At 67.1% G+C, this 24,359-nt stretch carries 20 protein-coding genes, 3 tRNA genes and 1 pseudogene; 9 read left to right on the forward strand and 15 right to left on the reverse strand.

Annotated elements, in window-relative coordinates; genetic code table 11:
- Nucleotides 1-32: 32 nt before the first annotated feature.
- A complete protein-coding gene (locus GOALK_RS13415; RefSeq protein WP_006359367.1) occupies nt 33-1,040 on the reverse strand; it encodes an NAD(P)H-dependent glycerol-3-phosphate dehydrogenase in 1,008 nt (335 codons plus the stop codon).
- A gap of 125 nt (nt 1,041-1,165) precedes the next feature.
- On the opposite strand from GOALK_RS13415, the gene cofC reads away from it, so the two are divergent.
- From cofC to GOALK_RS13430, 3 genes are all read left to right on the forward strand, one after another.
- A complete protein-coding gene (cofC, locus tag GOALK_RS13420) occupies nt 1,166-1,915 on the forward strand; it encodes a 2-phospho-L-lactate guanylyltransferase (RefSeq protein ID WP_006359368.1) in 750 nt (249 codons plus the stop codon).
- Nucleotides 1,916-2,051: 136 nt separating this feature from the next.
- Nucleotides 2,052-4,247 carry an RNA degradosome polyphosphate kinase gene (locus GOALK_RS13425; RefSeq protein ID WP_006359369.1) on the forward strand — a complete coding sequence of 732 codons (2,196 nt, stop codon included), beginning with the start codon at nt 2,052-2,054 and terminating at the stop codon, nt 4,245-4,247.
- Between the two features lie 39 nt (nt 4,248-4,286).
- Nucleotides 4,287-5,207: an NUDIX hydrolase gene (locus tag GOALK_RS13430; protein WP_006359370.1), complete on the forward strand. Its 921-nt coding sequence runs from the start codon at nt 4,287-4,289 to the stop codon at nt 5,205-5,207.
- Nucleotides 5,208-5,287: 80 nt separating this feature from the next.
- Here GOALK_RS13430 and GOALK_RS13435 read toward each other — a convergent pair whose 3' ends face one another.
- The 3 genes from GOALK_RS13435 to leuC all read right to left on the reverse strand — a co-directional run bounded on the left by GOALK_RS13435 (nt 5,288) and on the right by leuC (nt 8,178).
- Nucleotides 5,288-5,914, reverse strand: coding sequence for an HU family DNA-binding protein (locus tag GOALK_RS13435; protein ID WP_006359371.1), 627 nt, complete (start codon nt 5,912-5,914; stop codon nt 5,288-5,290).
- A 183-nt stretch (nt 5,915-6,097) separates the two neighbouring features.
- The gene (leuD, locus tag GOALK_RS13440) at nt 6,098-6,691 is read right to left on the reverse strand and encodes a 3-isopropylmalate dehydratase small subunit (protein ID WP_006359372.1); all 594 of its coding nucleotides are present in this window, start codon (nt 6,689-6,691) and stop codon (nt 6,098-6,100) included.
- A gap of 50 nt (nt 6,692-6,741) precedes the next feature.
- Nucleotides 6,742-8,178, reverse strand: a complete 1,437-nt coding sequence (leuC, locus tag GOALK_RS13445; RefSeq protein ID WP_006359373.1) for a 3-isopropylmalate dehydratase large subunit — start codon at nt 8,176-8,178, stop codon at nt 6,742-6,744.
- Between the two features lie 95 nt (nt 8,179-8,273).
- Between leuC and GOALK_RS13450 the strand changes: the two genes are divergently transcribed.
- Together GOALK_RS13450 and GOALK_RS13455 are read left to right on the forward strand one after the other, a co-directional pair.
- On the forward strand, nt 8,274-9,008 hold the full coding sequence (locus GOALK_RS13450) for an IclR family transcriptional regulator (RefSeq protein ID WP_035751258.1): 735 nt from the start codon (nt 8,274-8,276) through the stop codon (nt 9,006-9,008).
- Between the two features lie 67 nt (nt 9,009-9,075).
- On the forward strand, nt 9,076-9,573 hold the full coding sequence (locus GOALK_RS13455) for a PPOX class F420-dependent oxidoreductase (protein WP_006359375.1): 498 nt from the start codon (nt 9,076-9,078) through the stop codon (nt 9,571-9,573).
- A gap of 121 nt (nt 9,574-9,694) precedes the next feature.
- Here GOALK_RS13455 and GOALK_RS13460 read toward each other — a convergent pair.
- From GOALK_RS13460 to GOALK_RS13485, 6 genes are all read right to left on the reverse strand, one after another.
- Nucleotides 9,695-9,767 (reverse strand) — tRNA-Glu (locus tag GOALK_RS13460).
- Between the two features lie 103 nt (nt 9,768-9,870).
- Nucleotides 9,871-9,943: transfer RNA gene (locus GOALK_RS13465), tRNA-Glu, on the reverse strand.
- A 49-nt stretch (nt 9,944-9,992) separates the two neighbouring features.
- A tRNA-Gln gene (locus tag GOALK_RS13470) sits at nt 9,993-10,064 on the reverse strand.
- Nucleotides 10,065-10,150: 86 nt separating this feature from the next.
- Entirely contained in the window at nt 10,151-11,629 is a 1,479-nt protein-coding gene (gltX, locus tag GOALK_RS13475; RefSeq protein WP_040004213.1) for a glutamate--tRNA ligase, read from the reverse strand.
- A gap of 44 nt (nt 11,630-11,673) precedes the next feature.
- Nucleotides 11,674-12,498, reverse strand: a complete 825-nt coding sequence (locus tag GOALK_RS13480; protein WP_006359377.1) for an alpha/beta fold hydrolase — start codon at nt 12,496-12,498, stop codon at nt 11,674-11,676.
- A complete protein-coding gene (locus tag GOALK_RS13485; protein ID WP_006359378.1) occupies nt 12,495-13,268 on the reverse strand; it encodes a fumarylacetoacetate hydrolase family protein in 774 nt (257 codons plus the stop codon). The genes GOALK_RS13480 and GOALK_RS13485 overlap by 4 nt, the downstream gene beginning before the upstream one ends.
- 126 nt (nt 13,269-13,394) lie before the next feature.
- Here GOALK_RS13485 and GOALK_RS13490 point away from each other — a divergent pair, with 126 nt between their 5' ends.
- Nucleotides 13,395-14,624 (forward strand): MFS transporter, encoded by a 1,230-nt coding sequence (locus GOALK_RS13490; protein WP_006359379.1) that lies wholly within the window; start codon nt 13,395-13,397, stop codon nt 14,622-14,624.
- 94 nt (nt 14,625-14,718) lie between these two features.
- Here the strand turns inward: GOALK_RS13490 and GOALK_RS13495 are convergent, their stop codons facing one another.
- Both GOALK_RS13495 and serA read right to left on the reverse strand, forming a co-directional pair.
- A complete protein-coding gene (locus tag GOALK_RS13495; protein WP_006359380.1) occupies nt 14,719-15,729 on the reverse strand; it encodes a 3-isopropylmalate dehydrogenase in 1,011 nt (336 codons plus the stop codon).
- Complete coding sequence (gene serA / locus GOALK_RS13500) at nt 15,726-17,321, reverse strand: phosphoglycerate dehydrogenase (protein ID WP_006359381.1); 1,596 nt, start codon at nt 17,319-17,321, stop codon at nt 15,726-15,728. Before serA ends, GOALK_RS13495 begins: the two co-directional genes overlap by 4 nt.
- A 332-nt stretch (nt 17,322-17,653) precedes the next feature.
- On the opposite strand from serA, the gene GOALK_RS13505 reads away from it, so the two are divergent.
- Entirely contained in the window at nt 17,654-18,319 is a 666-nt protein-coding gene (locus tag GOALK_RS13505) for a S1 family peptidase (protein ID WP_005199379.1), read from the forward strand.
- A gap of 162 nt (nt 18,320-18,481) precedes the next feature.
- On the opposite strand, the gene ilvC is transcribed toward GOALK_RS13505, so the two are convergent.
- From ilvC to GOALK_RS13520, 3 genes are all read right to left on the reverse strand, one after another.
- Nucleotides 18,482-19,495: a ketol-acid reductoisomerase gene (gene ilvC / locus GOALK_RS13510; RefSeq protein ID WP_006359382.1), complete on the reverse strand. Its 1,014-nt coding sequence runs from the start codon at nt 19,493-19,495 to the stop codon at nt 18,482-18,484.
- Between the two features lie 95 nt (nt 19,496-19,590).
- Nucleotides 19,591-20,094: an acetolactate synthase small subunit gene (gene ilvN, locus GOALK_RS13515; protein ID WP_005199381.1), complete on the reverse strand. Its 504-nt coding sequence runs from the start codon at nt 20,092-20,094 to the stop codon at nt 19,591-19,593.
- A complete protein-coding gene (locus tag GOALK_RS13520) occupies nt 20,091-22,052 on the reverse strand; it encodes an acetolactate synthase large subunit (RefSeq protein ID WP_006359383.1) in 1,962 nt (653 codons plus the stop codon). Before GOALK_RS13520 ends, ilvN begins: the two co-directional genes overlap by 4 nt.
- Before the next feature lie 334 nt (nt 22,053-22,386).
- Here GOALK_RS13520 and GOALK_RS13525 point away from each other — a divergent pair, with 334 nt between their 5' ends.
- Nucleotides 22,387-22,833: a PH domain-containing protein gene (locus GOALK_RS13525; RefSeq protein WP_006359384.1), complete on the forward strand. Its 447-nt coding sequence runs from the start codon at nt 22,387-22,389 to the stop codon at nt 22,831-22,833.
- A gap of 91 nt (nt 22,834-22,924) precedes the next feature.
- A pseudogene (mgtE, locus tag GOALK_RS13530) lies at nt 22,925-24,256 on the forward strand (magnesium transporter).
- Nucleotides 24,257-24,359 lie beyond the last annotated feature (103 nt).

The raw sequence follows: 24,359 nt of genomic DNA on the forward strand, positions 1-24,359 counted from the left end.
CCGCCGGATTCCGCGGGTCGGCTCCGCCGGGCTCAGTCCCGGTAGATCTCCGGCTTGGCACTGCGGCCGAGCAGTGAGTTGATGGCGTCGGCGACCGACTGCCCGTCGTGGCACACCTTGTGCACCGCGTCCGTGAGCGGCATCGGGACCTGATGCTTCTCGGCGAGCGCGCGTACCGACGAACACGACTTCACGCCCTCCGCGACCTGCCCGTTGGTGGCCGCCTGCGCCTCGGCCATCGTCGCCCCTTCGCCCAGCCGCGCACCGAAGCTCCGGTTCCGCGACAGCGGGGACGAGCAGGTTGCGACCAGGTCGCCCACACCCGCGAGTCCGGCGAGGGTCTCGATTTCTGCGCCGACGGCAACGCCCAGGCGGATGGTCTCGGCGAGACCGCGGGTGATGATCGTGGCGAGCGTGTTCTGGCCGAATCCGACGCCGCTGGCGATACCGCACGCGAGGGCGATCACGTTCTTCGCCGAGCCGCCGATCTCGCATCCGATGACGTCGGTGTTGGTGTAGGGGCGGAAGTAGCGCGTGCTGAAAGCACTCTGCAGGGTGACCGCGCGTGATTCGTCGGTGCAGGCGATCACGGTCGCCGCGGGCTGCCCTTCGGCGACCTCGTGCGCGAGGTTGGGTCCGGTGAGCACCGCGATCCGGTCGTCGGCCACTCCGGTGACCTCGGCGATGACCTCGCTCATCCGCAGCAGCGTGCTGGTCTCGATGCCTTTGGCGAGCGACACCAGCGACGCATCGGAGCCGATGTGCGGAGTCCACTGCTTGAGATTCTCCCGCAGTGACTGCGACGGCACCCCGCAGACAACGATGTCGGCGCCGCTCAGGGCCGCCACCGGGTCGCTGGTCGCAGTGAGTTCTCCGGGCAGCGTGATGTCCGACAGATAGTTCGGATTGACGTGTTCGGAGTTGATCGCATCGGCCAGTTCCGGGCGTCGAGCCCAGATGACCGTCTCGGTCCCCGCGTCGACGAGAACCTTCGCCACCGCCGTACCCCAGGAACCAGCACCCATGACCGCCGCGCGCACCGCACTCCTCCTGCCCCGTGTCCGTTTCACCGGACCGAACGACTACCTGCCCACCCTAATGCCAGTCCACTTCTGACCGACCCGGAATGTCACCCACGGTCCCGTGGTGGACCATGATGGTCAGCATGGACCACAGCGCCGTCGACATGAGCGTCGACCTCAGCGCCGCCTCGGGGAGCCCCGCGGCCGGCGGGGCGACGGTCGCGGCCGTGCTGGCGGTCAAGAGTCTGCATCGCGCGAAGTCGAGGCTGGCGGCCACGCTGGCGTCGGCCTTCGGCCACGACGATCCGACGACCCGCGGCTGGCTGGTCCTGGCGATGTTCCTCGACACGGTCGAGGCGCTGCGCGGTGCCGGCGTCTCGAGGGTGGTGGTCGTCAGTCCCGACGACGACGTGCTCGCCGCCGCGCAACGCGCCGGTACCCATGGGCTGCCCGAGGTGGTCTCCCCGCCCGCAGGCCCGGGACTCAACGTCGCCTTCGGTCACGGTGCACGGTGGGCGCGGGAGACGTGGCCGGATTCGACGCGGGTCGTGTTCGTCCAGGCCGATCTGCCCGCTGCCACCAGCGACTCGATGCGCGAGGTTCTGCAGGAGGCGCCGGCCCACCGACTCAGCTTCCTCACCGACCGCGACGGGACCGGCACCGTTCTGCTGCACGGCACCTTCACCCCCGACGACCCCGGCGCGCTCGACGACGCACCGCGTTTCGGCCCGGGATCGGCGGCTGCGCACCGAGCCGCCGGCGCCGTCGAACTCGACCCCGCGCACACGCGGTGGACCGATCTGCGTACGGACGTCGACACCGCAACCGATCTCGACGCCGCACGCGCACTCGGCCTCGGCCCCCACACCGCCGACGCTCTGCGTCGTCTGTGACGATCGGTCCGCGTCACGTCTGAGGGTGCGCGACTTCGCCTGTCGCACCGTGCCGATTCGGACATCGTGCCGCCGACGGTGAGGTTCCGGCCTCCGACCCATCCCAAGCGCGGTGAGTTTGAGCCATGATTGACGGGTGAGCCCTGCCGACGACACCTCAACGACCACCGCAACGGTCACGACCACGCCGATCCCCAATGCACCGCCGGCCGCAACCCTCGTCCCCGACGAGTCCGCGGACCTGCCCGAGGACCGGTATCTGAACCGCGAATTGAGTTGGCTCGACTTCAACTCCCGTGTGCTGGCCCTCGCCGAGGACACCTCGCTGCCGCTCCTCGAGCGGGCGAAGTTCCTCGCCATCTTCGCCTCCAACCTCGACGAGTTCTTCATGGTCCGGGTCGCCGGCCTGAAGCGTCGCGACGAGACGGGTCTGTCGGTCCGGTCCGCCGACGGGTTGTCCCCGCGCGAGCAGCTGATGCGCATCGCCGGCCGCACGCAGAGCATCGCCGACCGCCATGCCCGCGTCTTCCTCGACTCGGTCCGGCCGGCGTTGGCCGCCAACGACATCTATGTCGTCTCCTGGTCGCAGCTGACCGACGAACAACGCGCCCGCATGGTCGATTACTTCCAGGACGAGGTCTTCCCCGTCCTGACGCCGCTGGCCGTCGACCCGGCTCACCCGTTCCCGTACATCAGCGGCCTGTCGCTGAACCTCGCGGTGACCGTCAAAGACATCAACGAGAGCGGCGAGCATTTCGCGCGAGTGAAGGTCCCCGACAATGTGAACCGCTTCATCCGGGTCGATCAGCTGGTGCCGTACCGCGGCGCCGACGACGGGCGCCCCAAACAGGCGGTGTACCTCCCCATGGAGCACCTCATCGCCGCCAACCTGGGCAACCTGTTCCCTGGCATGGAAGTCGTTGAGCATCACGCCTTCCGGATCACCCGCAACGCCGACTTCGAGGTAGAGGAAGATCGCGACGAGGATCTCCTGCAGGCGCTCGAGCGGGAACTCGCCCGACGCCGGTTCGGCTCGCCGGTCCGACTCGAGGTGGCCGACGACATGAGCGAGCACATGCTCGAACTGTTGCTGCGCGAACTCGACGTGAACCCGGCCGACGTCATCCAGGTGCCCGGTCTGCTCGATCTGTCTTCGCTTTTCGAGCTCTACGACCTCGATCGGCCGCATCTGAAGGACCGCCCGTTCGTGCCGGGCACGCACCCGGCGTTCGGCGAACGGGAGACGCCCAAGAGCGTCTTCTCCACGCTGCGCGAGGGTGATGTCCTCGTGCACCACCCTTACGATTCGTTCTCGACGAGCGTGCAGCGCTTCATCGAACAGGCCGCGGCCGACCCTCAGGTCCTCGCGATCAAGCAGACGCTGTACCGCACCTCGGGTGACTCCCCGATCGTCAACGCGCTCATCGACGCCGCCGAGGCAGGCAAGCAGGTCGTGGCGCTGGTGGAGATCAAGGCCCGCTTCGACGAGCAGGCCAACATCAAGTGGGCCCGGCAACTCGAGCAGGCGGGAGTGCACGTCGTCTACGGACTCGTGGGACTCAAGACGCACTGCAAGACGTGTCTCGTGGTGCGGCGTGAGGGCTCGACGATCAAGCGCTACTGCCACATCGGCACCGGCAACTACAACCCGAAGACCGCGCGGTTGTACGAGGACGTGGGCCTGCTGACGGCCGCCCCCGACATCGGCGCGGACCTGACCGACCTGTTCAACACGCTGACCGGATACTCACGCAAGAAGGAGTACCGGAACATCCTCGTTGCCCCGCAGGGCATCCGGGCGGGCATCATCGAGCGAATCCACCGCGAGATCGAACTGTTCCGCGCGGGCGACGATCGTGCCCGCGTGCAGCTGAAGGCCAACGCGCTGGTCGACGAGCAGGTGATCGACGCGCTGTATCGCGCGTCCCAGAACGGGGTTCCGGTCGACGTGGTGGTCCGCGGCATCAGCGCACTGCGCCCGGGGATGGAAGGTGTCAGCGACAACATCAACGTCCGGTCCATCCTCGGTCAGTTCCTCGAGCACTCGCGAATCCTGCATTTCGGTGCCCAGAACGAGTATTGGATCGGCAGCGCCGACATGATGCACCGCAATCTCGACCGCCGCGTCGAGGTGATGGTGAACGTACGCGACAAGCGTCTTGCCGGCGAGCTCGGCGACATCTTCGACTCGGCCCTCGACCCCCGCACCCGTTGCTGGGTCCTGCAGACCGACGGTAGCTGGGTGGCCTCACCCGCCGCCGGCGAAGAGGTCCGCGATCACCAGCGGCAGATGATGCGCCGCAATCGTCGTCGGCCGGAGACCATTTCGTGACCGGCCGATCTCGGCGCCCCGTCCCGACGGTGATCACCGATGAGTAAGAACCCGCCGAAGGATGTGTGGGCCGCGGGCGCCGTGGTCTGGCGTCCGGGGACGTCGGGCTCGACGGCGACGGAGGACGTGGAGATCGCCGTCGTCCACCGGCCGCGCTACGACGACTGGACGATCCCGAAGGGCAAGGGTGAATCGGGCGAGACCCTCGTCGACACCGCGGTTCGCGAGATCGCCGAGGAGACCGGACAACACGTCGTCCTCGGACGGCACCTGGGCGATGTCCACTACGACGTCGAGGCAGGTCGCAAACACGTGCGCTACTGGTCGGCGCGCGGTGGCGACGCTGCGTTCACCCCGGACGACGAGGTCGACGAATTGCGCTGGCTCACGGTCGAGAAGGCGCGTGAGACACTGAGCCACGAGTTGGATCGCGAGATCCTGAGCGAGTTCACGCGGCTGCCGGCCGATCTGCACACCCTGTTGTTGGTGCGCCACGCCAAGGCCGGTCGGCGCTCTCAGTACAAGGGCGACGACCGCCTCCGTCCGCTCGACGCGCTCGGACGCACGCAGTCGGCGGCGCTCGTCCCCCTTCTGCTGGCCTTCGGCGCCCGTCGGGTTCACGCCGCGGATCGGGTGCGCTGCGAGCAGACGCTCGAGCCGCTGCGGGACCGCCTCGAGGTCGAGGCGCGGAGCGAGCCGGATCTCTCCGAAGAGGTCTACCGCGCGGATCCGGCGGCGGCACAACGCCGGATCCGGGAGCTGGCGTCCGAGATGCCGGACACCCTGGCGGTGTGCAGCCAGGGCAAGGTGATCCCGCCGCTCATGGAATGGTGGGCCGAGCAGGACGGGATCACGCTGCCGAAGGCGTCGAACCGCAAGGGCAGCGTATGGGTCTGCTCTCTTCTCGACGGCCGGCTCGTGGCGGCCGATCACATCGCGAGTCCACTGCCCCCGGGCTGAGCACCCCCGGACACAGATCAACCCCTGGCGGGGAAGTCACCAGGGGTTGATCTGAGAGGTTTGCCCTACCGGGCCGGTTTTCAGCGACGCGTCGACTTCTTGGCCGGAGCCTTCTTGGCCGCAGTCTTCTTGGCCGGAGCCTTCTTTGCCGCGGTCTTCTTCGCCGGCGCAGCCTTCTTGGCCGCGGTGGTCTTCTTCGCCGCGGTCGTCGTCTTCTTTGCTGCGGTCGTCTTCTTCGCCGGCGCAGCCTTCTTGGCCGCGGTGGTCTTCTTCGCTGCCGTGGTCTTGGCCGGCGCCTTCTTGGCCGCGGTCTTCTTGGCCGGGGTGGCCTTCTTTGCCGCGGTCTTCTTCGCCGGGGCCGCCTTCTTGGCCGCCGTGGTGGTGGTGCCGCTGCCGCGCTTCACAGCCGGACCGCTGGCAGCAAGCTTCTGCTTGCCGGCCACGACGGCCTTGAACTGAGCGCCCGGACGGAACGCGGGAACCGAAGTAGCACGGACCTTCACGGTCTCGCCCGTGCGCGGGTTGCGAGCCACGCGCGGCGCGCGCTTCCGCTTCTCGAAAACACCGAAGCCGGTGATCGTCACGCTCTCGCCCTTGTGGACCGCGCGAACGATCGTGTCGACGACGAGCTCGACGGCTTCAGTCGCAGTCTTGCGATCCGCGTCGAGCTTCTTGGTCAGCTCATCGATGAGCTCCGCCTTGTTCATGAGTACCTCCGCAAGCTGATCTGACCGATTTTCGGCCAGCTACCAACACACGGTAAACGTCGAATTTGAAAACGTCCATCTTCCACGCCAATTAAGACGCCGTGTTGCGAAATCGCATGTCAGCTCACAAGGTCTCCGCTTCGGCGGGACCCGGCCGTTCGCGCGGCCGACAAGGGTCTCCGGTCAGTCCGCGAGAGTCCTCGGTTTGAACGACGGGCGCTTCGATTCGTACTCGGAAATCGCGTCTACCTGGCGCAACGTCAATCCGATGTCGTCGAGACCCTCCATCAGGCGCCACCGCGTGTAGTCATCAATTGCCAACGGCACCACGAGGTCTCCGGCGGTGACGGTCTTATCGACAAGGCTCACCGTGATTTCCATCCCGGGACTCTCTTCGAGTCGCTTCCACAGCAATTCGACGTCGGACTGCTCGACCTGGGCAGCGACGAGCCCGGCCTTACCGGCGTTCCCGCGGAAGATGTCGGCGAAACGAGACGAGATCACCACGCGGAACCCGAAATCGGACAGCGCCCACACCGCGTGCTCGCGCGAGGAACCGGTGCCGAAGTCCGGACCGGCGACGAGCACCGAGCCGTTGCTCCACGGCTCGTTGTTGAGGATGAAGTCCGGATCGGTGCGCCACCCGGCGAACAGACCGTCCTCAAAGCCCGTGCGGGTCACGCGCTTCAGGTACTCGGCCGGGATGATCTGGTCGGTGTCGACGTTGCTGCGGCGCAGCGGGACGCCAATGCCCGTGTGTTCGGTGAACGGCTGCATTTTTCAAAGCCCCTGTTCGGAAGTTGTCTGGAATGTGGTCTGGGGGTTACTCAACCGAGATCGGCCGGAGCGGACAGCGTCCCGCGGATCGCGGTCGCGGCCGCGACAGCCGGGGACACCAGGTGGGTCCGTCCGCCCTTGCCCTGCCGCCCTTCGAAATTGCGGTTCGACGTCGACGCGCAACGCTCGCCGGGCGCGAGCTGATCCGGGTTCATTCCCAGACACATCGAGCAACCGGCCTGACGCCACTCGGCGCCGGCGTTCAGGAAGATCTCCCCGAGACCCTCTTCCTCGGCCTGGGCGCGGACCCGCATCGAGCCGGGCACGATGAGCATCCGCATGCCGTCGGCGAGCTTGCGCCCCTTGAGCACGTCGGCGACCGCGCGCAGATCCTCGATGCGACCGTTGGTGCACGATCCGACGAAGACGGTGTCGACCTTGATGTCACGCAACGGCGTACCGGGTTTCAGGTCCATGTACTCGAGGGCCTTCGCAGCGGCGCTCGACGCGACCTCGTCACCGAACTCTGCGGGGTTCGGAACGGTCGATCCCAGCGGGGCGCCCTGGCCCGGGTTGGTTCCCCAGGTGACGAACGGGGTCAGCTCGGTTGCGTCGATGTGGACCTCGGCGTCGAAGACGGCGTCGTCGTCGGTGCGCAGGCTGTCCCAGTAGGCAACAGCCGCATCCCATTCGGCACCCTTCGGGGCGTGCGGACGCCCCTTGAGGAACTCGTAGGTGACCTCGTCGGGAGCGATCATCCCGGCGCGGGCGCCGGCCTCGATCGACATGTTGCACACGGTCATCCGGGCTTCCATCGACAGCTTGCGGATCGCCTCGCCGCGGTACTCGAGGACGTATCCCTGCCCACCGCCGGTGCCGATCCTGGCGATGATCGCCAGGATGAGGTCCTTGGCCGTGACGCCGGGCGGCAGCTCGCCGTCGACGTTGATCGCCATCGTCTTGAACGGACGCAGCGAAAGCGTCTGCGTGGCGAGGACGTGCTCCACCTCACTGGTGCCGATACCCATCGCGATCGATCCGAAGGCGCCGTGGGTGGCCGTGTGGCTGTCACCGCACACCACGGTCATGCCGGGCTGCGTCAGACCCAGCTGCGGGCCGACGACATGCACGATGCCCTGCTCGACATCACCCATCGGGTGTAGCCGGACACCGAACTCCTCGCAGTTCTTGCGGAGGGTGTCGACCTGGGTGCGCGACACCGGGTCGGCGATCGGCTTGTCGATGTCGATCGTCGGGACGTTGTGGTCCTCGGTCGCGATCGTCAGGTCGAGACGCCGCACGGGACGTCCCGCCAACCGGAGGCCGTCGAAGGCCTGCGGACTGGTGACCTCGTGCACGAGATGGAGGTCGATGTAGATCAGGTCCGGGTTCCTGGTTCCGGACGCATCTGCTTCACCGGGCACGACAACGTGGTCGCGCCAGACCTTCTCGGCAAGAGTAAGCGGCTGGGCTGGGCTGTTGCTCATGGCTGCACTCGATATCTTCTCGGGTTCGGCGGACGGTGCACGCCCATCTCGCGATGAAACGTGCATCTCACTATTTGGACAGCTAGTATCGTCCTATGGGAAAGGATAGCGCATCCGGAGTCAGCAGCGGAATCGGCGTACTCGACAAATCCGTGGCTGTGCTCCATGCCATCGCGGAGGCCCCGTGCAACCTCTCGGAGTTGTGCGAGCGGACCGGGCTCCCGCGTGCCACGGCCCACCGTCTGGCGGTGGGTCTCGAGACCCACCGCTTCCTCGCCCGCGACATCAGCGGCCGTTGGCAGCCGGGGCCGGCCCTCGGCGAACTCGCCGCATCCGCCCACGATCCCGTGACCGAGTCGGCCCTGATGGTCCTTCCCCGGCTCCGCGACATCACCGGCGAATCGGTACAGGTCTATCGCCGCGAAGGTGCCGAGCGCGTGTGCGTGGCGGCGATGGAACCGCCGACCGGACTCCGCGACACCGTGCCCGTCGGAACGCGCTTCCCGATGACCGCCGGCTCCGCGGCCAAGGTCCTGCTCGCCTGGGCCGACCCCGCGACGCAGCGCGCACTGCTGCACGACAGCGTCTTCGGTGAACGGACACTGCACGAGATCCGACGCCGCGGCTGGGCCCAGAGTGCCGGCGAACGTGCCGCGGGCGTGGCGAGCGTCTCTGCGCCCGTGCGCGACGGCAACGGCGACGTCGTCGCGGCGATCTCGGTGTCCGGCCCGATCGACCGCATGGGCCGACGGCCCGGCGCCCGGTGGGCCGCCGATCTCCTCGCCGCCGCAGACGCGATCCACAAGCGCCTGCAGACCTCCCGCGCCTGAGTCACCTTCAAAGCCGCTCCCGATAGTGACCGTTCCGTGTGACGGGCCCGTCGGATAGCTTCGTCACATGGGAGTCAACCAACGCAACCAGATCGTCATGTCCGACGCCGAGATCGAGGACTTCGTCGCGCGCAGCCGCACGGCCACCCTCGCGACCACGGGCCCCGACGGCGGCATCCACCTCGTCGCCATGTGGTACGGCGTCATCGACGGCGAGATCTGGTTCGAGACGAAGTTCAAGTCGCAGAAGGCGGTCAACCTCCGCCGCAACAACCGGTGCACGGTGATGATCGAGGACGGCGACACCTACGACACGTTGCGCGGCGTCAGCTTCGAGGGAACCGCCGAGATCCTCGACGACCCCGACTCCTGCCTGAAGATAGGGATCAGCGTCTGGGAGCGCTACACGGCCCCTTACACCGAGGAGTCGCGTCCCTTCGTCGAGCAGATGATGCACAAGCGCGTGGCCGTCCGCCTGGTGCCCTCACGCGTCCGCTCGTGGGATCACCGCAAGCTCGGCATCCCGGAGATGCCGGCGTCGGGAAGCACCGCGCAGTACCTGTAACCCAATCCCCGCACTCACGGACTCGCCCGTCTCGCGATCACCACATCGCGATACGGGCGAGTTGCTCTGTCTCACAGAGAAAAGCACCCTCCCCCTGCTGGACAGAGGGAGGGTGCTTCTGTAGCCCCGACGGGATTCGAACCCGCGCTACCGCCTTGAGAGGGCGGCGTCCTAGGCCGCTAGACGACGGGGCCCTGGAACTTTCCGGCGAACCAGACCCTAGCACGGGTCCGGCCGCACTCACCTTGCAGTGAAAAACTCCCCCCTCCTCGCCTGAGCAGGAAGAGGGAGCTTCTGTAGCCCCGACGGGATTCGAACCCGCGCTACCGCCTTGAGAGGGCGGCGTCCTAGGCCGCTAGACGACGGGGCCAAGGAACTTCCAGCGATCGGACCTCGCGGTCTCGATCTTCTTCAGTTCGCTGGGGTACCAGGACTCGAACCTAGAATGGCTGAACCAGAATCAGCTGTGTTGCCAATTACACCATACCCCATGGACTTCCCTTTTCCCTGAGGAAAAGTGCCGAGGAAGACAATAGCAAAGGGTTACCGGAAGTCCACAAACGCGCAGTTCAGAGGGCTATTTCCCGGCGATCTCCCGGGCTGCGGCGAGACGCGCGAGGGTCTTGTCGCGACCCAGGATCTCCATCGACTCGAAGAGCGGCGGACTCACCTGCGAACCGGTGACGGCGACACGCACCGGACCGAACGCCTTGCGCGGTTTGAGCTCCATACCGTCCACCAGAGCCGCGTTGAGCGCGTCCTGCAGCTCCGGGGTGGTCCAGGACGCCAGCGGCTCGACAGCGGCGATCGTGGCGTCGAGAACGGCCACCGCATCGGCGCCCAGATTCTTGCTCGCGGCCTTCTCGTCGATGGTGAAGTCGTCGTCGGAGACGTAGACGAACTTGATGAGGTCCCAGGCGTCGCCGAGGACCTGGATGCGCGTCTGGACGAGTTCGGCGAGTGCGGCGAAACTCACATCGTCGATCGGCTCCGACAGGTGGCCGTGACCGATCAGGAACTCCTTGAGGCGCGCGGTGAAGTCACCGAGTTCGAGCCGGCGGATGTGTTCGGCGTTGATCGCGTCGGCCTTCTTCTGGTCGAAGCGCGCCGGATTCGAATTGACCTGTCGCACATCGAAAGCCGCGATCATCTCGTCAAGCGAGAAGACGTCGTTGTCGCTGGAGAAACCCCACCCGAGCAAGGCCAGGTAGTTGAGCAGCCCCTCGGGGATGAATCCGCGGTCGCGGTGATGGAAGAGGTTCGACTGGGGGTCGCGCTTGGACAGCTTCTTGTTGCCCTCGCCCATCACGAACGGGAGATGGGCGAACTTCGGCACGAAGTCGGCGACACCGATCCGGATGAGCGCCTCGTACAGCGCGAGCTGACGCGGCGTCGAGGAGAGAAGATCCTCACCGCGCAGAACGTGGGTGATCTTCATCATGGCGTCGTCGACCGGGTTGACCAACGTGTACAGCGGGTCCCCCGATGCGCGGGTCAGCGCGAAGTCCGGAACGGTGCCGGCCTTGATCGTCGTCGTACCGCGGACCAGGTCGTCCCAGGAGAGGTCGATGTCCGGCATACGCAGGCGCACAACCGGTTTGCGACCCTCGGCGCGGTAGGCCTCCCGCTGCTCGTCGGTGAGGTCGCGGTCGAAGTTGTCGTAGCCGAGCTTGGGGTCGCGTCCGGCCGCCTTGTGCCGCGCCTCGACCTCCTCGGGGGTGGAGAAGGCCTCGTAGGCCTCCCCCGCCTCGAGCAGGCGCGCGACGACGTCGGCATGGATGTCACGACGCTCCGACTGACGGTAGGGACCGTAGGGGCCACCGACCTCGGGCCCCTCGTCCCAGTCCATCCCGAGCCAGCGCAGCGCGTCGAGGATCGCCTGGTACGACTCCTCGCTGTCGCGCGAGGCGTCGGTGTCCTCGATGCGGAACACGAAGGTTCCGCCGTCGTGACGCGCCTGGGCGAAGTTGAACAGCGCGGTCCGCACGAGTCCCACATGGGGTGTACCGGTCGGGGACGGACAGAATCGGACTCGTACGGCTTCACTACTGGTCATGACCCTCAGGGTATCGAAACCGCCTCAGGCGCTGACCGGCGCGTTCAGTCCCGGAACCGCCCGCAGAAGTCGACGAGCACGCGGTTCACCTCGGCCGGTTGTTCGAGATAGCCGAAATGCCCGGCACGTTCGATCTGCACGTACTCCGCGCCCGGAATCGCCTCGGCCACCTCGCGAGCCAGCTTCGGCGGCAATGTGCGGTCGTCGGCGAAACCGACGACGAGCGTCGGGCGGGTGATGTTGCGGTACGCCGAGAGCCGGTCGGACTCCTTGTGGTGGAGTTCGAGCTGCGCACGCACTCCCGGGGTCATCGTCTGCGGCGAGAACCCGATGATGTCGAGCCAGTCACGGGCCGAGCGGTCGTCGTCGAGGGTGTGCGGAGACAGGTTGAGATGAGCCGTGATGGCGGCCTCGTACTCCGGCGGCAGCTTGATCTTGTTGTCGTAGAGCGCGCGCTCGCCGGCCGAGATCGCTTCCTGCAGCGGGGTGTTGCGCCCGTAGGTGGCGATGAGGACAGCGGCCTTGACGACGTCGGGCCGGGCCAGTGCGAGTTCCTGGGTGATCCGGGCGCCCAGCGAGGTCCCCACGACGATGGCCGGACCGCGGTCCAGATACTCGATGAGCGCGGCCGTGTCGGCGACCATGTCGTCGAGGCTGAAACCCTCCGCACACTCCGACGACGGGGCGATGCCGCGGTTGTCGAAGGTGACGACGGTGTAGCCCGCCTTCACCAGCGCCGGTTCCTGATTGGCCTTCCACACGCGACCGGGACTTCCGGTCCCCATCACCATCACGACGAGCGGGCCGCTCCCGGCCACGCTGTAGGAGATGTCGATGCCGTTGACGCGTGCCGTGCTGGGAGCTGTCATGCCTTGTCCACCACCGGATTGGAGAGCGTGCCGATTCCGTTGACGGTCACCGAGACCCGCTGTCCGGCGACCATGGGTCCCACTCCTTCGGGCGTGCCCGTGAGGATCACGTCACCGGGGAGCAGGGTCATGATCCGCGTGATCCACTCGACGATCTCACCGATGTCGTGCAGCATCAACGACGTCCGTGTGCGCTGCTTGACCTCGCCGTCGAGCTCGGTGACGAGTTCGACGTCGGACGGATCGAAGGACGTCTCGATCCAGGGACCGAGCGGGCAGAAGGTGTCGTAGCTCTTGCCCCGCGTCCACTGACCGTCGGCCTTCTGCTGATCGCGGGCGGTCACGTCGTTGGCGATCGTGTAACCCAGGATGACGTCCTTGGCCTGGCCGGCCTTGACGTCCTTGCAGGGACGTCCGATGACGACGGCGAGTTCACCTTCGTAGTCCACACGTTCCGACGACGGCGGGCGCACGATCGGGACCTCGGGACCGATGATCGAGGTGTTCGGCTTGATGAAGATCACCGGGTCGGCCGGTGCCTCACCACCCATCTCGGCCGCATGTGCGGCGTAGTTCTTGCCAATGCAGATCACCTTGCTGGCCAGGATCGGAGCCAGCACACGGACGTCGGCCAGTTTCCAGGAACGACCGGTGAACGTCGGGGTGCCGAACGGATGCTCGGCGATCTCCTTGGCGACAGCGTCGTCGCCCTCCCCTTCGACGGACACGAAGGCCACTCCGTCGGGACTCGCAATTCGACCTAAGCGCATGTCCAGACCCTATCGCACCGACTGATCCCATCGGTTGAGAGCCGAGTTGGCGAACCACCTCGCAGTTCTTACAATGTGAACCTCAAGTCCCATAGTATGAGATAGTAGAGAGCGGGGTGAGTTCGGATGGATGACATCGGCATCATTTCCAACACCAGGAGATGGGTCATCCTCGGATGCTCACTGCTCGCCGCGCTGACGACCACCTGCGTCGTGAGCGGCGTCGCGTATCTGATACCCGCGCTGCACACCGATGCGGAGCTGACCCTCACCGCGGCGTCGACGCTCGCCGCCGTCCCCACCATCGGCCTCACGATGGCCACATTCCTGTGGGGAATTCTGCTGGACCGTTACGGCGAACGCCGGATTCTGCTGATCTCCCTGTCGATCTCGCTGGTCGGCGCCACCGGCGCGGCCGTTGCTGCGGCCACGGATGCGTCGTATGCCCTTGTGGGAGCCGCTCTCCTGGTGGGCGGCATCGGTTCCGGCGCCGCCAACGGCGCCAGCGGCCGAATCGTGGTGGGCTGGTTCCCCGCCCATCAGCGTGGCACCGCGATGGGGATTCGGCAGATGGCGCAACCTCTGGGTATCGGGGTGTGCGCGTTGACCATGCCGGTTGTCGCCGCCACCCACGGACCCGCTGCGGCACTGGCCATCCCGGCCGTGATCACCGCCGTCGGCTTGCTGGCGGTGCTGATCGGCATCAGCGACCCGTCGCGCCGGGCGACACCCAGCGGCCACGACGATGCTCCGGCGATCACTCGAAACCCCTACCGGGGCAATTCGTTCCTCGCCCGGGTTCACACCGTCAGCATGCTGCTCGTCGTACCGCAGTCGATGATGTGGACCTTCGTACCCACGTGGCTGATCGTGGCGCACGACTGGTCGCCGGCCGGCGCCGGCATCCTGATCACCGTGACACAGGTGGTCGGCGCGCTCGGCCGGATCGCCGCGGGTCGATGGTCGGACGCCTGGCTCTCCCGGATGCGCCCGATCCGGATCATCGCGGTCGCCGGCATCGCATCGATGTGCGCTCTCGCAGTGGCGGATTGGTTCGACAGCCCCGTGGCCCCCGCACTGATGGCCGTGGCGAGCGTGATCTCGGTGGCCGACAACGGCTTGGCGTTCACCGCCATCGCCGAGTTCGCCGGGCCCGACTGGAGCGGACGCGGACTCGCGGTGCAGAACACGGGCCAGTACCTGGTCACCGCCGCGACGACGCCCGTGCTGGGCGCACTGATCGCAGCGGTCGGTTTCCCGGCGGCGTTCGCGGTCACCGCGCTCGCACCGCTGGTCGCCACTCCCCTGGTCCCGCGCGACGCACAGCGCCTCGTCGAGGAGCCCGTGAGAGTTTGACCTGACCGCGACCTCAGACCTCAGCACATACGGATCAACCCACCACCCGATCGCCGGGTGGTGGGTTGATGCGTCGGTGCTGGTTCGCGGAACCTCAGGAGAGGCGTTCGCGGATGCGCTTGCCGACCTCGCTGGTGACAACCGGTCCGCTGCGCTCGGCGAGGTCGTCGGCGACAGCCTTCTCGATCCGGGCCGCGGCGTCGTTCTCGCCGAGGTGCTGGAGCAGCAGTGCCGTCGACAGGATGGCAGCGGTCGGATCGGCCTTGCCCTGGCCGGCGATGTCCGGTGCCGAACCGTGAACCGGCTCGAACATCGACGGATTCGCGCCGGTGGCATCGATGTTGCCCGACGCCGCGAGTCCGATGCCGCCACTGACGGCAGCCGCGATGTCGGTGATGATGTCGCCGAACAGGTTGTCGGTGACGATCACGTCGAAGCGGCCCGGATCGGTGACCATGTAGATGGTCGCCGCGTCCACGTGGCAGTAGTCAGTGGTGACGTCGGGGAACTCGGCACCGATTTCCTCGACCGCGCGGCTCCACAACGATCCGGCGAAGCCGAGCACGTTGGTCTTGTGGACCAGCGTCAGCTTCTTACGACGCTGCTGCGCCCGCCCGAAGGCGTTGCGCACCACGCGTTCCACGCCGAAGCGGGTGTTGACGCTGACCTCGGTCGCGACCTCGTGGGGGGTGCCGACGCGGATCGCACCGCCGTTGCCGGTGTACGGACCCTCGGTGCCCTCGCGGACGACGACGAAATCGATCTCGGGGTCGCCCGCCAGCGGCGAGGTGACACCCGGGTACCGGCGCGACGGACGCAGGTTCACGTGGTGATCGAGGGCGAAACGCATGGTGAGCAGCAAACCGCGCTCGAGGATGCCCGGCGGCACCGACGGATCGCCGATGGCGCCCAACAGGATTGCGTCGTGGCTGCGCAGCGACTCGAGGTCGTCCTCGGTGAGGAGTTCGCCGTTGCGGTGGTAGCGGCGAGCACCGAGATCGAACTCGGTGGTGCTCACCGACGGAACGACGGTCTCGAGGACGCCGAGTGCCTCCCCGATGACCTCGGGACCGATGCCGTCGCCGGCGATGATTGCGAGTTTCACGAGAGGTCCACCTGCTCGATCAGAGTGGCGCCCACGGCCGAGCCGATCGCCTCGACGACGTCGTCGGCGAGCACGCTGCTGATGCGCAGCATCATGGTCGCGCCGCCGCCCTCGGCGTCCTGGGACAGACCAGCGGCGAGGATGTCGACCCCGGCATCGCCGAGCAGGGTGCCGATCTTGCCGAGCGAGCCCGGACGATCCGCGTAGCTGACGACCAGGTTGTGGCCCTCGGCGCGGAGGTCGAAGTTGCGACCGTTGATGTTGACGATCTTCTCGACCAGGCGCGGCTCGGTGAGCGCGCCGGAGACGTTGTGAACCGAACCATCGGCGAAGACGGCCTTCACGTCGACGACGCTGCGGTGGTTGGGGCTCTCCGGAGCGGTGGTCACCTCGCAGGTGACGCCGCGACTCTCGGCGACGGCCGGAGCGTTGACGAAGGTGACCGGCTCGTCGAGGACGGCCGAGAACAGACCGCGCAGCGCGGAGAGTCCGAGGACGTCGACGCTCTTGGCGGCCAGCTCACCGCGGACGTCGACGACCAGCGAGGTCGGCGGCTCCTTGCTGATGGCGCCGACGAGGACACCGGCCTTGCGGGCGACCTCGAGCCACGGGGCGACCTCTTCGTCGACCGCGCCGCCGGTGATGTTGACGGCGTCGGGCACGAAGTGACCGGCCAGGGCGAGGCGGACGCTCTTGGCGACATCGGTGCCGGCACGGTCCTGGGCCTCGCTGGTGGAGGCGCCGAGGTGCGGGGTCACGACGACCTGCGGGAGGTCGAACAGCGGCGAGTCGGTGCAGGGCTCGGTCGCGAAGACGTCGAGGCCGGCAGCGCGGACCTGGCCGGAGTTGATGGCGTCGGCCAGTGCCTGCTCGTCGATCAGACCACCGCGGGCGGCGTTGACGATGACGACGCCCTTCTTGGTGCGGGCGAGCTGCTCGGCGCCGATGAGACCGAGGGTCTCGGGCGTCTTGGGCAGGTGCACGGTGATGAAGTCGGCGCGCTCGAGGAGCTCGTCGAGGCTGACCAGTTCGATACCGAGCTGAGCGGCACGGGCCGGCGAGACGTAGGGGTCGTACGCGATGATGTGGGTCTCGAAGGCGGCCAGACGTGCGGCGACCAGCTGACCGATGCGGCCGAGGCCGACGACGCCGACGGTCTTGTCGAAGATCTCGACGCCGTTGAAAGCCGAACGCTTCCACGTCTTCTCACGCAGGGTGGCGTCGGCGGCCGGGATCTGGCGCGACGCCGACATCAGCAGCGCGATGGCGTGCTCCGCGGCGGTGTGGATGTTGGAGGTGGGCGCGTTGACGACCATGACGCCGCGTTCGGTGGCGGCGGGGACGTCGACGTTGTCGAGACCGACACCGGCGCGCGCGATGATCTTCAGCTTCTTGCCGGCGTCGAGGACCTCGGCGTCGACAGTCGTCGCGGAACGCACGAGGATGGCGTCGGCGTCGACGACGGCCTCGAGCAGCTTGGGACGGTCCGGGCCGTCGACCCAGCGCACCTCGACACCGTCACCGAGTGCTTCCACGGTGGACGGCGCCAGCTTGTCGGCGATGAGTACGACCGGGCGGCCAGCAGAGCTCACAGTCTTTTCTCCAGGTTCGGGGCAGGTGCGATTTCTCACCTTTGGCGGGACGGAGCGTCGAGGACTCTCCGTGTCACAGCTTAAAGGTCTGGTAGATGGCCCCGAACAGGCGGTCTACCCTGGAAGTGACGCCGTGTCCGCGCGGCTGGGTAGAGTGTGACGGGGGTTACGGCGCGCTGCGGCAAGCATCACGGAAGGGTTGCAAACCGACCGCGGGTCGATCCCACGCAGGAGCGAACGCCGGAGAGTCCCGGTACGGTGTGTTTTGACCGCCTGCCGCGACCAGTTCCGGCAGGCGTTTCGGCGCATTGCGAATCAGAAGTGGAGAGCGGATGACGAAGAAGCTGACGGCACTGTTGGCGGTTTTGGCTGCGACGGTGCTCGCCGGCTGGGGAGCGGGTGTCGCGGTCGCGGCCCCGGCGAAGATCTTCCTCGGGGGCGGCTCTGGAATTCTTGTCCTCAAGGGTGGAAACTCCGCTGCAGCCTGCACCCTGACGACGATCGGCCGCTCCAAGACCGGCAAGCTCATCGGCATCACCGCGGGACACTGCGGTAACCCAGGTCAGAAGGTCTATTCGGAGACCTTCCAGGACCGCGGGCAGGCCGGCACCATCACCCATTCGTTCTCCGACCTCGACATGGCGATCATCCAGATGGACGCCTCGAAGGTCGTGCCGCTGCGCACCGTCCGCGGCGTGACGATCCGCTCGGTCGATCCCCGGCCGATCGGCTTCCCCACCATCGCGTGCAAGGAAGGTCGCACCACCGGCAACACCTGTGGCATCGCCTGGTTCTCCGAGGGTGACGTCCATCTGAGCCAGCTGTGCGTGATCGAAGGCGACTCCGGCAGTCCCGTCGTCGTCGGTGACCGCCTCGTCGGCATGGTGAACGCCTACTACTTCCTCGGCTGCTTCGGTCCGGAGACCGGCACCAACATCAAGCCGATCCTGAACCGGGTGGCCTCGGTCCCCGAGTACAAGGGATTCACGATCGCCTGATCGAACTTCCCCTCGCGACGCCCCGGGTTCACACCCGGGGCGTTGTGCATTTCCGGGACATCTTCTGCCCCGCCGCACCTCTCGTGATCCCACCCTTTTGCGCTCCGACGACGGCGGGCCCGCACCTCGAAAGGTGCGGGCCCGCGGTCAGAGCAGAGAGACTCAGGCGGTCTCGGTGATCGGACGATCAACCCAGCTCATCAGGTCGCGCAGCTTCTTGCCGGTGACCTCGATCGGATGCTCGGCGTTCTGCTTGCGCAGGCCCTCGAGCTCCTTGTTGCCGCCCTCGACGTTGGCGACGAGGCGCTTGACGAAGGTGCCGTCCTGGATGTCCTTCAGGATGGCGCGCATGCGCTCCTTGGTGTCGGCGTCGATGACACGCGGGCCCGAGATGTAGCCACCGAACTCGGCGGTGTCGGAGACCGAGTAGTTCATGCGGGCGATGCCACCCTCGTACATGAGGTCGACGATGAGCTTGAGCTCGTGCAGCACCTCGAAGTAGGCCATCTCCGGTGCGTAACCGGCCTCGACCATGACCTCGAAGCCGGCCTTGACCAGTTCCTCGGTGCCACCGCAGAGCACGGCCTGCTCACCGAAGAGGTCGGTCTCGGTCTCTTCCTTGAACGTGGTCTTGATGATTCCGGCGCGGCCACCGCCGATGGCGCTGGCGTAGCTGAGAGCGAGAGCCTGGCCCTCACCCTTCGGGTCCTGGGCGACCGCGATGAGCGCGGGCACACCCTTGCCGTCGACGAACTGACGACGAACGAGGTGGCCGGGGCCCTTCGGGGCGACCATGGCGACGGTGACGTTCTCCGGAGCCTTGATCAGACCGAAGTGGATGTTCAGGCCGTGACCGAAGAACAGCGCGTCGCCGTCGGAGAGGTTCGGCTCGATGTCCTCGGTGAAGATCTGTGCCTGCGAGGTGTCGGGTGCGAGGACCATGATCACGTCGGCCCAGGCAGCAGCCTCGGAAGCGGTCAGAACCTTGAGGCCCTGCTCCTCCGCCTTGGCCTTGGACTTGGAACCCTCACGCAGGCCGATGACGACGTCGACGCCCGAGTCACGCAGCGACAGCGAATGCGCATGGCCCTGGCTGCCGTAGCCGATCACCGCGACCTTGCGACCCTGGATGATCGACAGATCCGCGTCGTCGTCGTAGAACAGTTCGATGGCCACTTTGTTTCCCTTCGATATGTGGCGCCCCTCGCGATTTTCTCTCTCGCCGAGGGACTTTTAAATTTCTCGCCGCTGTTTCCAGCGGAGTGTATAGGTCAGCGGTTGGCCGACATGCTCTTCGGTCCGCGTCCGAGCGCAACGGCGCCGGACTGGGCGATCTCACGGATGCCGTAAGGATCGAGCATCCGCAGCAAAGCCTCGAGCTTCTCCGACGTACCGGTGGCCTCGATGGTGAGCGACTCCGGCGACACGTCGATGACCTTGGCGCGGAACAGGTTCACCACTTCGATGACCTCGGTGCGCACGGTCGAGTCCGAACGGACCTTGACCATCATCAATTCGCGGGACACGGAGTTGGCCGGGTCCTGCTCGACGATCTTGATCACGTTCACCAGCTTGTTCAGCTGCTTGGTGACCTGCTCGAGTGGGAAGTCCTCGACGGAGACCATGATGGTCATCCGCGAGATCCCTTTGAGCTCGGTCGGTCCGACGGCCAGCGACTCGATGTTGAACCCGCGACGCGAGAACAGTCCGGAGACGCGGGCCAGGACGCCCGGCCGGTCCTCCACCAGGACGCTGAGGGTGTGGGTGGTGCTCACTTCTGGTCCTTCTTCGCTGCCGGCGCGTCGGCCGGGGCCGCTGCATCGGGCTTGGTCATGGTCTCGTGGATGTCGACCGGGTCGGAAGCCGCCTCGTCGTCGTCGAACAGCGGCCGGATGTTGCGGGCCGCCATGATCTCGTCGTTGCCGGTGCCCGCGGCGACCATCGGCCACACCTGGGCGTCCTTGCCGACGATGAAGTCGATGACGACCGGGCGGTCGTTGATCGCCCGTGCCTGCGCGATGACGTCGTCGACGTCCTCCTCACGCTCGACGCGGAAAGCGACGCAGCCCAACGCTTCCGACAGCTTCACGAAGTCCGGGATCATCCGCGAATGTGTCGCCAGGTCGGTGTTGGAGTACCGCTCCTCGTAGAAGAGGGTCTGCCACTGCCGGACCATGCCCAGGTTGCCGTTGTTGATCAGCGCGACCTTGATCGGGATGCCCTCGATCGCGCAGGTGGCCAGTTCCTGGTTTGTCATCTGGAAGCAGCCGTCACCGTCGATGGCCCACACCTCGGTGTCGGGTGCGGCGGCCTTGGCGCCCATGGCGGCGGGCACCGCGTAGCCCATCGTGCCCAGACCACCGGAGTTGAGCCAGGTGCGCGGCTTCTCGTAGGAGATGAACTGTGCGGCCCACATCTGGTGCTGGCCGACGCCGGCGCAGTAGACCGCGTCGGGTCCGGCGGCCTTGCCCAGCGCCTGGATGACGAACTCCGGCGACATCGAACCGTCGGTCTGACGGTCGTAGCTCAGCGGGTACGTCTTCCGGATGCCGTCGAGGTAGGTCCACCACTCGGACAGGTCCGGTGTGGTGCCGGTGGTCGCCCGCTCGTCGCGCAGCGTCTCGGTCAGCTCGGCGATGACCGCCTTGCAGTCACCGACGATCGGGACGTCGACCGGACGGTTCTTGCCGATCTCGGCCGGGTCGATGTCGGCGTGGATGACCTTGGCGTCGGGCGCGAAGGAATCGAGCTGTCCGGTCACGCGGTCGTCGAACCGGGCGCCGAGGGTGATCAGCAGATCACTGCGCTGCAGGGCGCCGACGGCTGCCACGGTGCCGTGCATACCCGGCATGCCCAGGTGCTGGTCGTGGCTGTCGGGGAACGCGCCACGCGCCATCAGGGTCGTGACGACCGGGATGCCGGTCAGTTCGGCGAGCTCGAGCAGCTCCTCGGAGGCGTTGGCCTTGATGACGCCGCCCCCGACGTAGAGGACCGGCGCCTTGGCGGCGTTGATCAGGCGAGCCGCCTCGCGGACCTGCTTGCCGTGCGGCTTGGTGACCGGACGGTAGCCGGGCAGGTCGATCTGCGGCGGCCACGAGAACGTGGTCTGGCTCTGCAGGATGTCCTTCGGGATGTCGACGAGAACCGCACCGGGACGGCCGCTCTCGGCGATGTGGAAGGCCTCGGCGATGGTCTTCGGGATGTCGATGGCGCGGCTGACCAGGAAGTTGTGCTTCGTGATCGGCATGGTGATGCCGGAGATGTCGGCTTCCTGGAAGGCGTCGGTGCCGATCAGCGAGCGGCCGACCTGGCCGGTGATCGCCACGACCGGGACGGAGTCCATCTGCGCGTCGGCCAGCGGGGTCACCAGGTTGGTGGCACCGGGGCCCGAGGTCGCCATCATGACGCCGGCACGACCGGCGACCTGTGCGTAGCCGGTGGCGGCGTGACCGGCACCCTGCTCGTGGCGCACGAGGACGTGGCGAACCTTGGTGGAGTCCAGCAGCGGGTCGTAGACCGGCAGGACCGCGCCGCCGGGGATGCCGAAGACGACCTCGACCCCGAGCTCCTCGAGCGATCGGACCACAGACTGCGCACCGCTGACGCGCTCCGGCGCGACGGTGTGCTGACCTACCGCACGGAGGTTGCCCGCCGCGGGAGACTGCTGACGCAGTCCGGCGTTGCGCGTCGGCTCATTCCGGCCGGCGTCGGTGCGTGCTGTTGGTGCGCTCACTGCACGATCCTCATCTTGTCTGTATTTCGGTGGTGGGGTGATGTGACTACCTGACATGAAAAAACCCCCGACAGCTTCCGCTGTTCGAGGGTGGCGCGTCGATGCCGGTAGGGGTCTGCGAGGTGACCGGTCAGGCGACGCGCCAGCCGATTACTACGAGGATCCCGTTCGTCATCACGTAGATCACGGTAGGACCGTGCGTCGTTCTGAGTCAAACTCCGGACCACGCCGTCCCACATCATGGGAACGCACAGGTGGTGACGGACGTCTCACCGACTACTGCCCGGTAGACCCGACGCCGCGTTCACCGTGGCCGTGTTGGCACAATGGATGTGTGCCGACTGATTCCAGCGACCCCGCCGCCTCGACACCCGACGACTCGGCGGAGATCCCCTATCCCGTGGTCTTCCGCATCAACCGTGTCGCCTACTTCACGGTGCCGATGGTCGCGCTCGTGGTGGTCCTGCTGCTCGGCGCGTCGTACTGGTTCGCCTTCCTCTTCGTCGCCCCGGTGGCTCTGTACATGTGGATCCACCGCCTCCGCACGGTCGTCACCGAGGACGGAGTGCGCGCGGTCGGCGCCCTGTCCACGACCGAACTCCCCTGGTCCGAGATCGCCGGCCTGCAGTTCCCCAAGTGGAGCTCGGTGCGTGCGGTCCGCCCCGACGGTGAGCGGGTCAAGTTGCCCGCCATCGGTTTTCGCGATCTCCCGGTGCTGAACGTGGTCAGCAAGGGCCGCATCCCGGATCCGTTCGAGGCCGCCGCAAACCGCGACAAGTAGGCCCGACCCGTCCCCGGCGGCACAGAATCGTCGCTGCGCGAACGGCTTTGACACCGACACCAGCCGATAGGCTCGTCGGGTGACGTACGCGATGCTCGACGCGAACCAACTCGACGACCTGATCTCCGACGGTCAACTCGGAGCGGCCGCGACCGCGCTGTCCGCACTGCCCGCCGGTGACATCGCCGCGCTCCTCGACCGTCTGTCCCACCAAGCGCGGGGCGTGGCCTTCCGTCTCCTCCCGAAGGATCTCGCCGTCGAGGTCTTCGACGATCTCTCCGCGGGCTCCTAGCGTCGGCTCATCGACGATCTCGGGACGGCCGAGGTGGTGGCGGCGTTCGACCACCTCGACCCCGACGACCGTGCAGAACTCCTCGACGAACTGCCCGCCGGCGTCGCCCGCGCACTCATCCAGCAACTCACCCCCGCCGAACGCGACGTCACCGCCGTCGTGCTCGGCTACCCGCGCGGTTCGGTCGGGCGTCGGATGAGTCCCGAGTTCGTCCACGCCCGACGCGACGAGACCGCGGGTGCCGCACTCACCCGGGTCAAGGACCGCGGCCACGCCGCCGAGACGATCTACACCGTGCCGGTCCTCGACGTCGCGCGGTCCCTGTGCGGCGTCGTCAGCCTCCGCGACCTTCTCCTCGCGGAACCCGACGAACCCATCGCCGACCTGATGAGCAGGCCGATGTTCGCGCACGCCGACGACGACGCCGAGGCCACCGCCCAACGATGCGTCGACCGCGGCATTCTCGCGATGCCGGTCGTCGATCGCGACAACCGGCTGGTCGGCGTCCTCACCATCGACGACGCGGTCGAGGTCGTCGAACAGGCCCGCGACACCGACGAGGCCCGTGCCGGCGCCCGCGAGCCGCTCCGCGAGCCGTACCTCCATGCATCGATCCTGTCGATCACCCGCGCCCGCATCGTGTGGCTGTTCGTCCTCGCGGTGTCGGCGATCCTCACCGTCAACGTCCTGGAGATCTTCGAGGGCACCCTCGAGCAGAAGGTCGCCCTCGCGCTGTTCATCCCACTGCTGACCGGCATCGGCGGCAACACCGGATCGCAGGCCGCGACGACCGTGACTCGTGCCCTTGCGACCGACGACGTCACCACTCGCGACGTCGTCCGGGTCGCCGCCAAGGAGGTCCGGGTCGGGCTGACCATGGGATCGCTGCTCGGCGTCGTCGGGTTCGCCGTCGCCGCACTGGTCTACGGCGTCGACATCGGTGGGGTGATCGGGCTGACGATCGTGTCGATCTGCACGATGGCGGCGACCGTCGGCGGCGTGATGCCGCTCGTCGCGAAATCCATCCGGGTGGACCCCGCCGTCTTCTCCACCCCGTTCATCTCGACGTTCTGCGACGCGACCGGCCTGATCGTCTACTTCTCCATCGCCAAGGCGGTTCTGGGAATCTGAGGTCACCACCGGAGCACCGGGGGCACGTCCGAATCGTTTTGTTTCCGCATGTCACAGCGGAGTAGCCTGGTCTCTCGGCGACTCGCGACGCCCACCCTCAGCG

The sequence above is a fragment of the Gordonia alkanivorans NBRC 16433 genome (assembly GCF_000225505.1).
Taxonomy (GTDB): Bacteria; Actinomycetota; Actinomycetes; order Mycobacteriales; family Mycobacteriaceae; genus Gordonia; species Gordonia alkanivorans.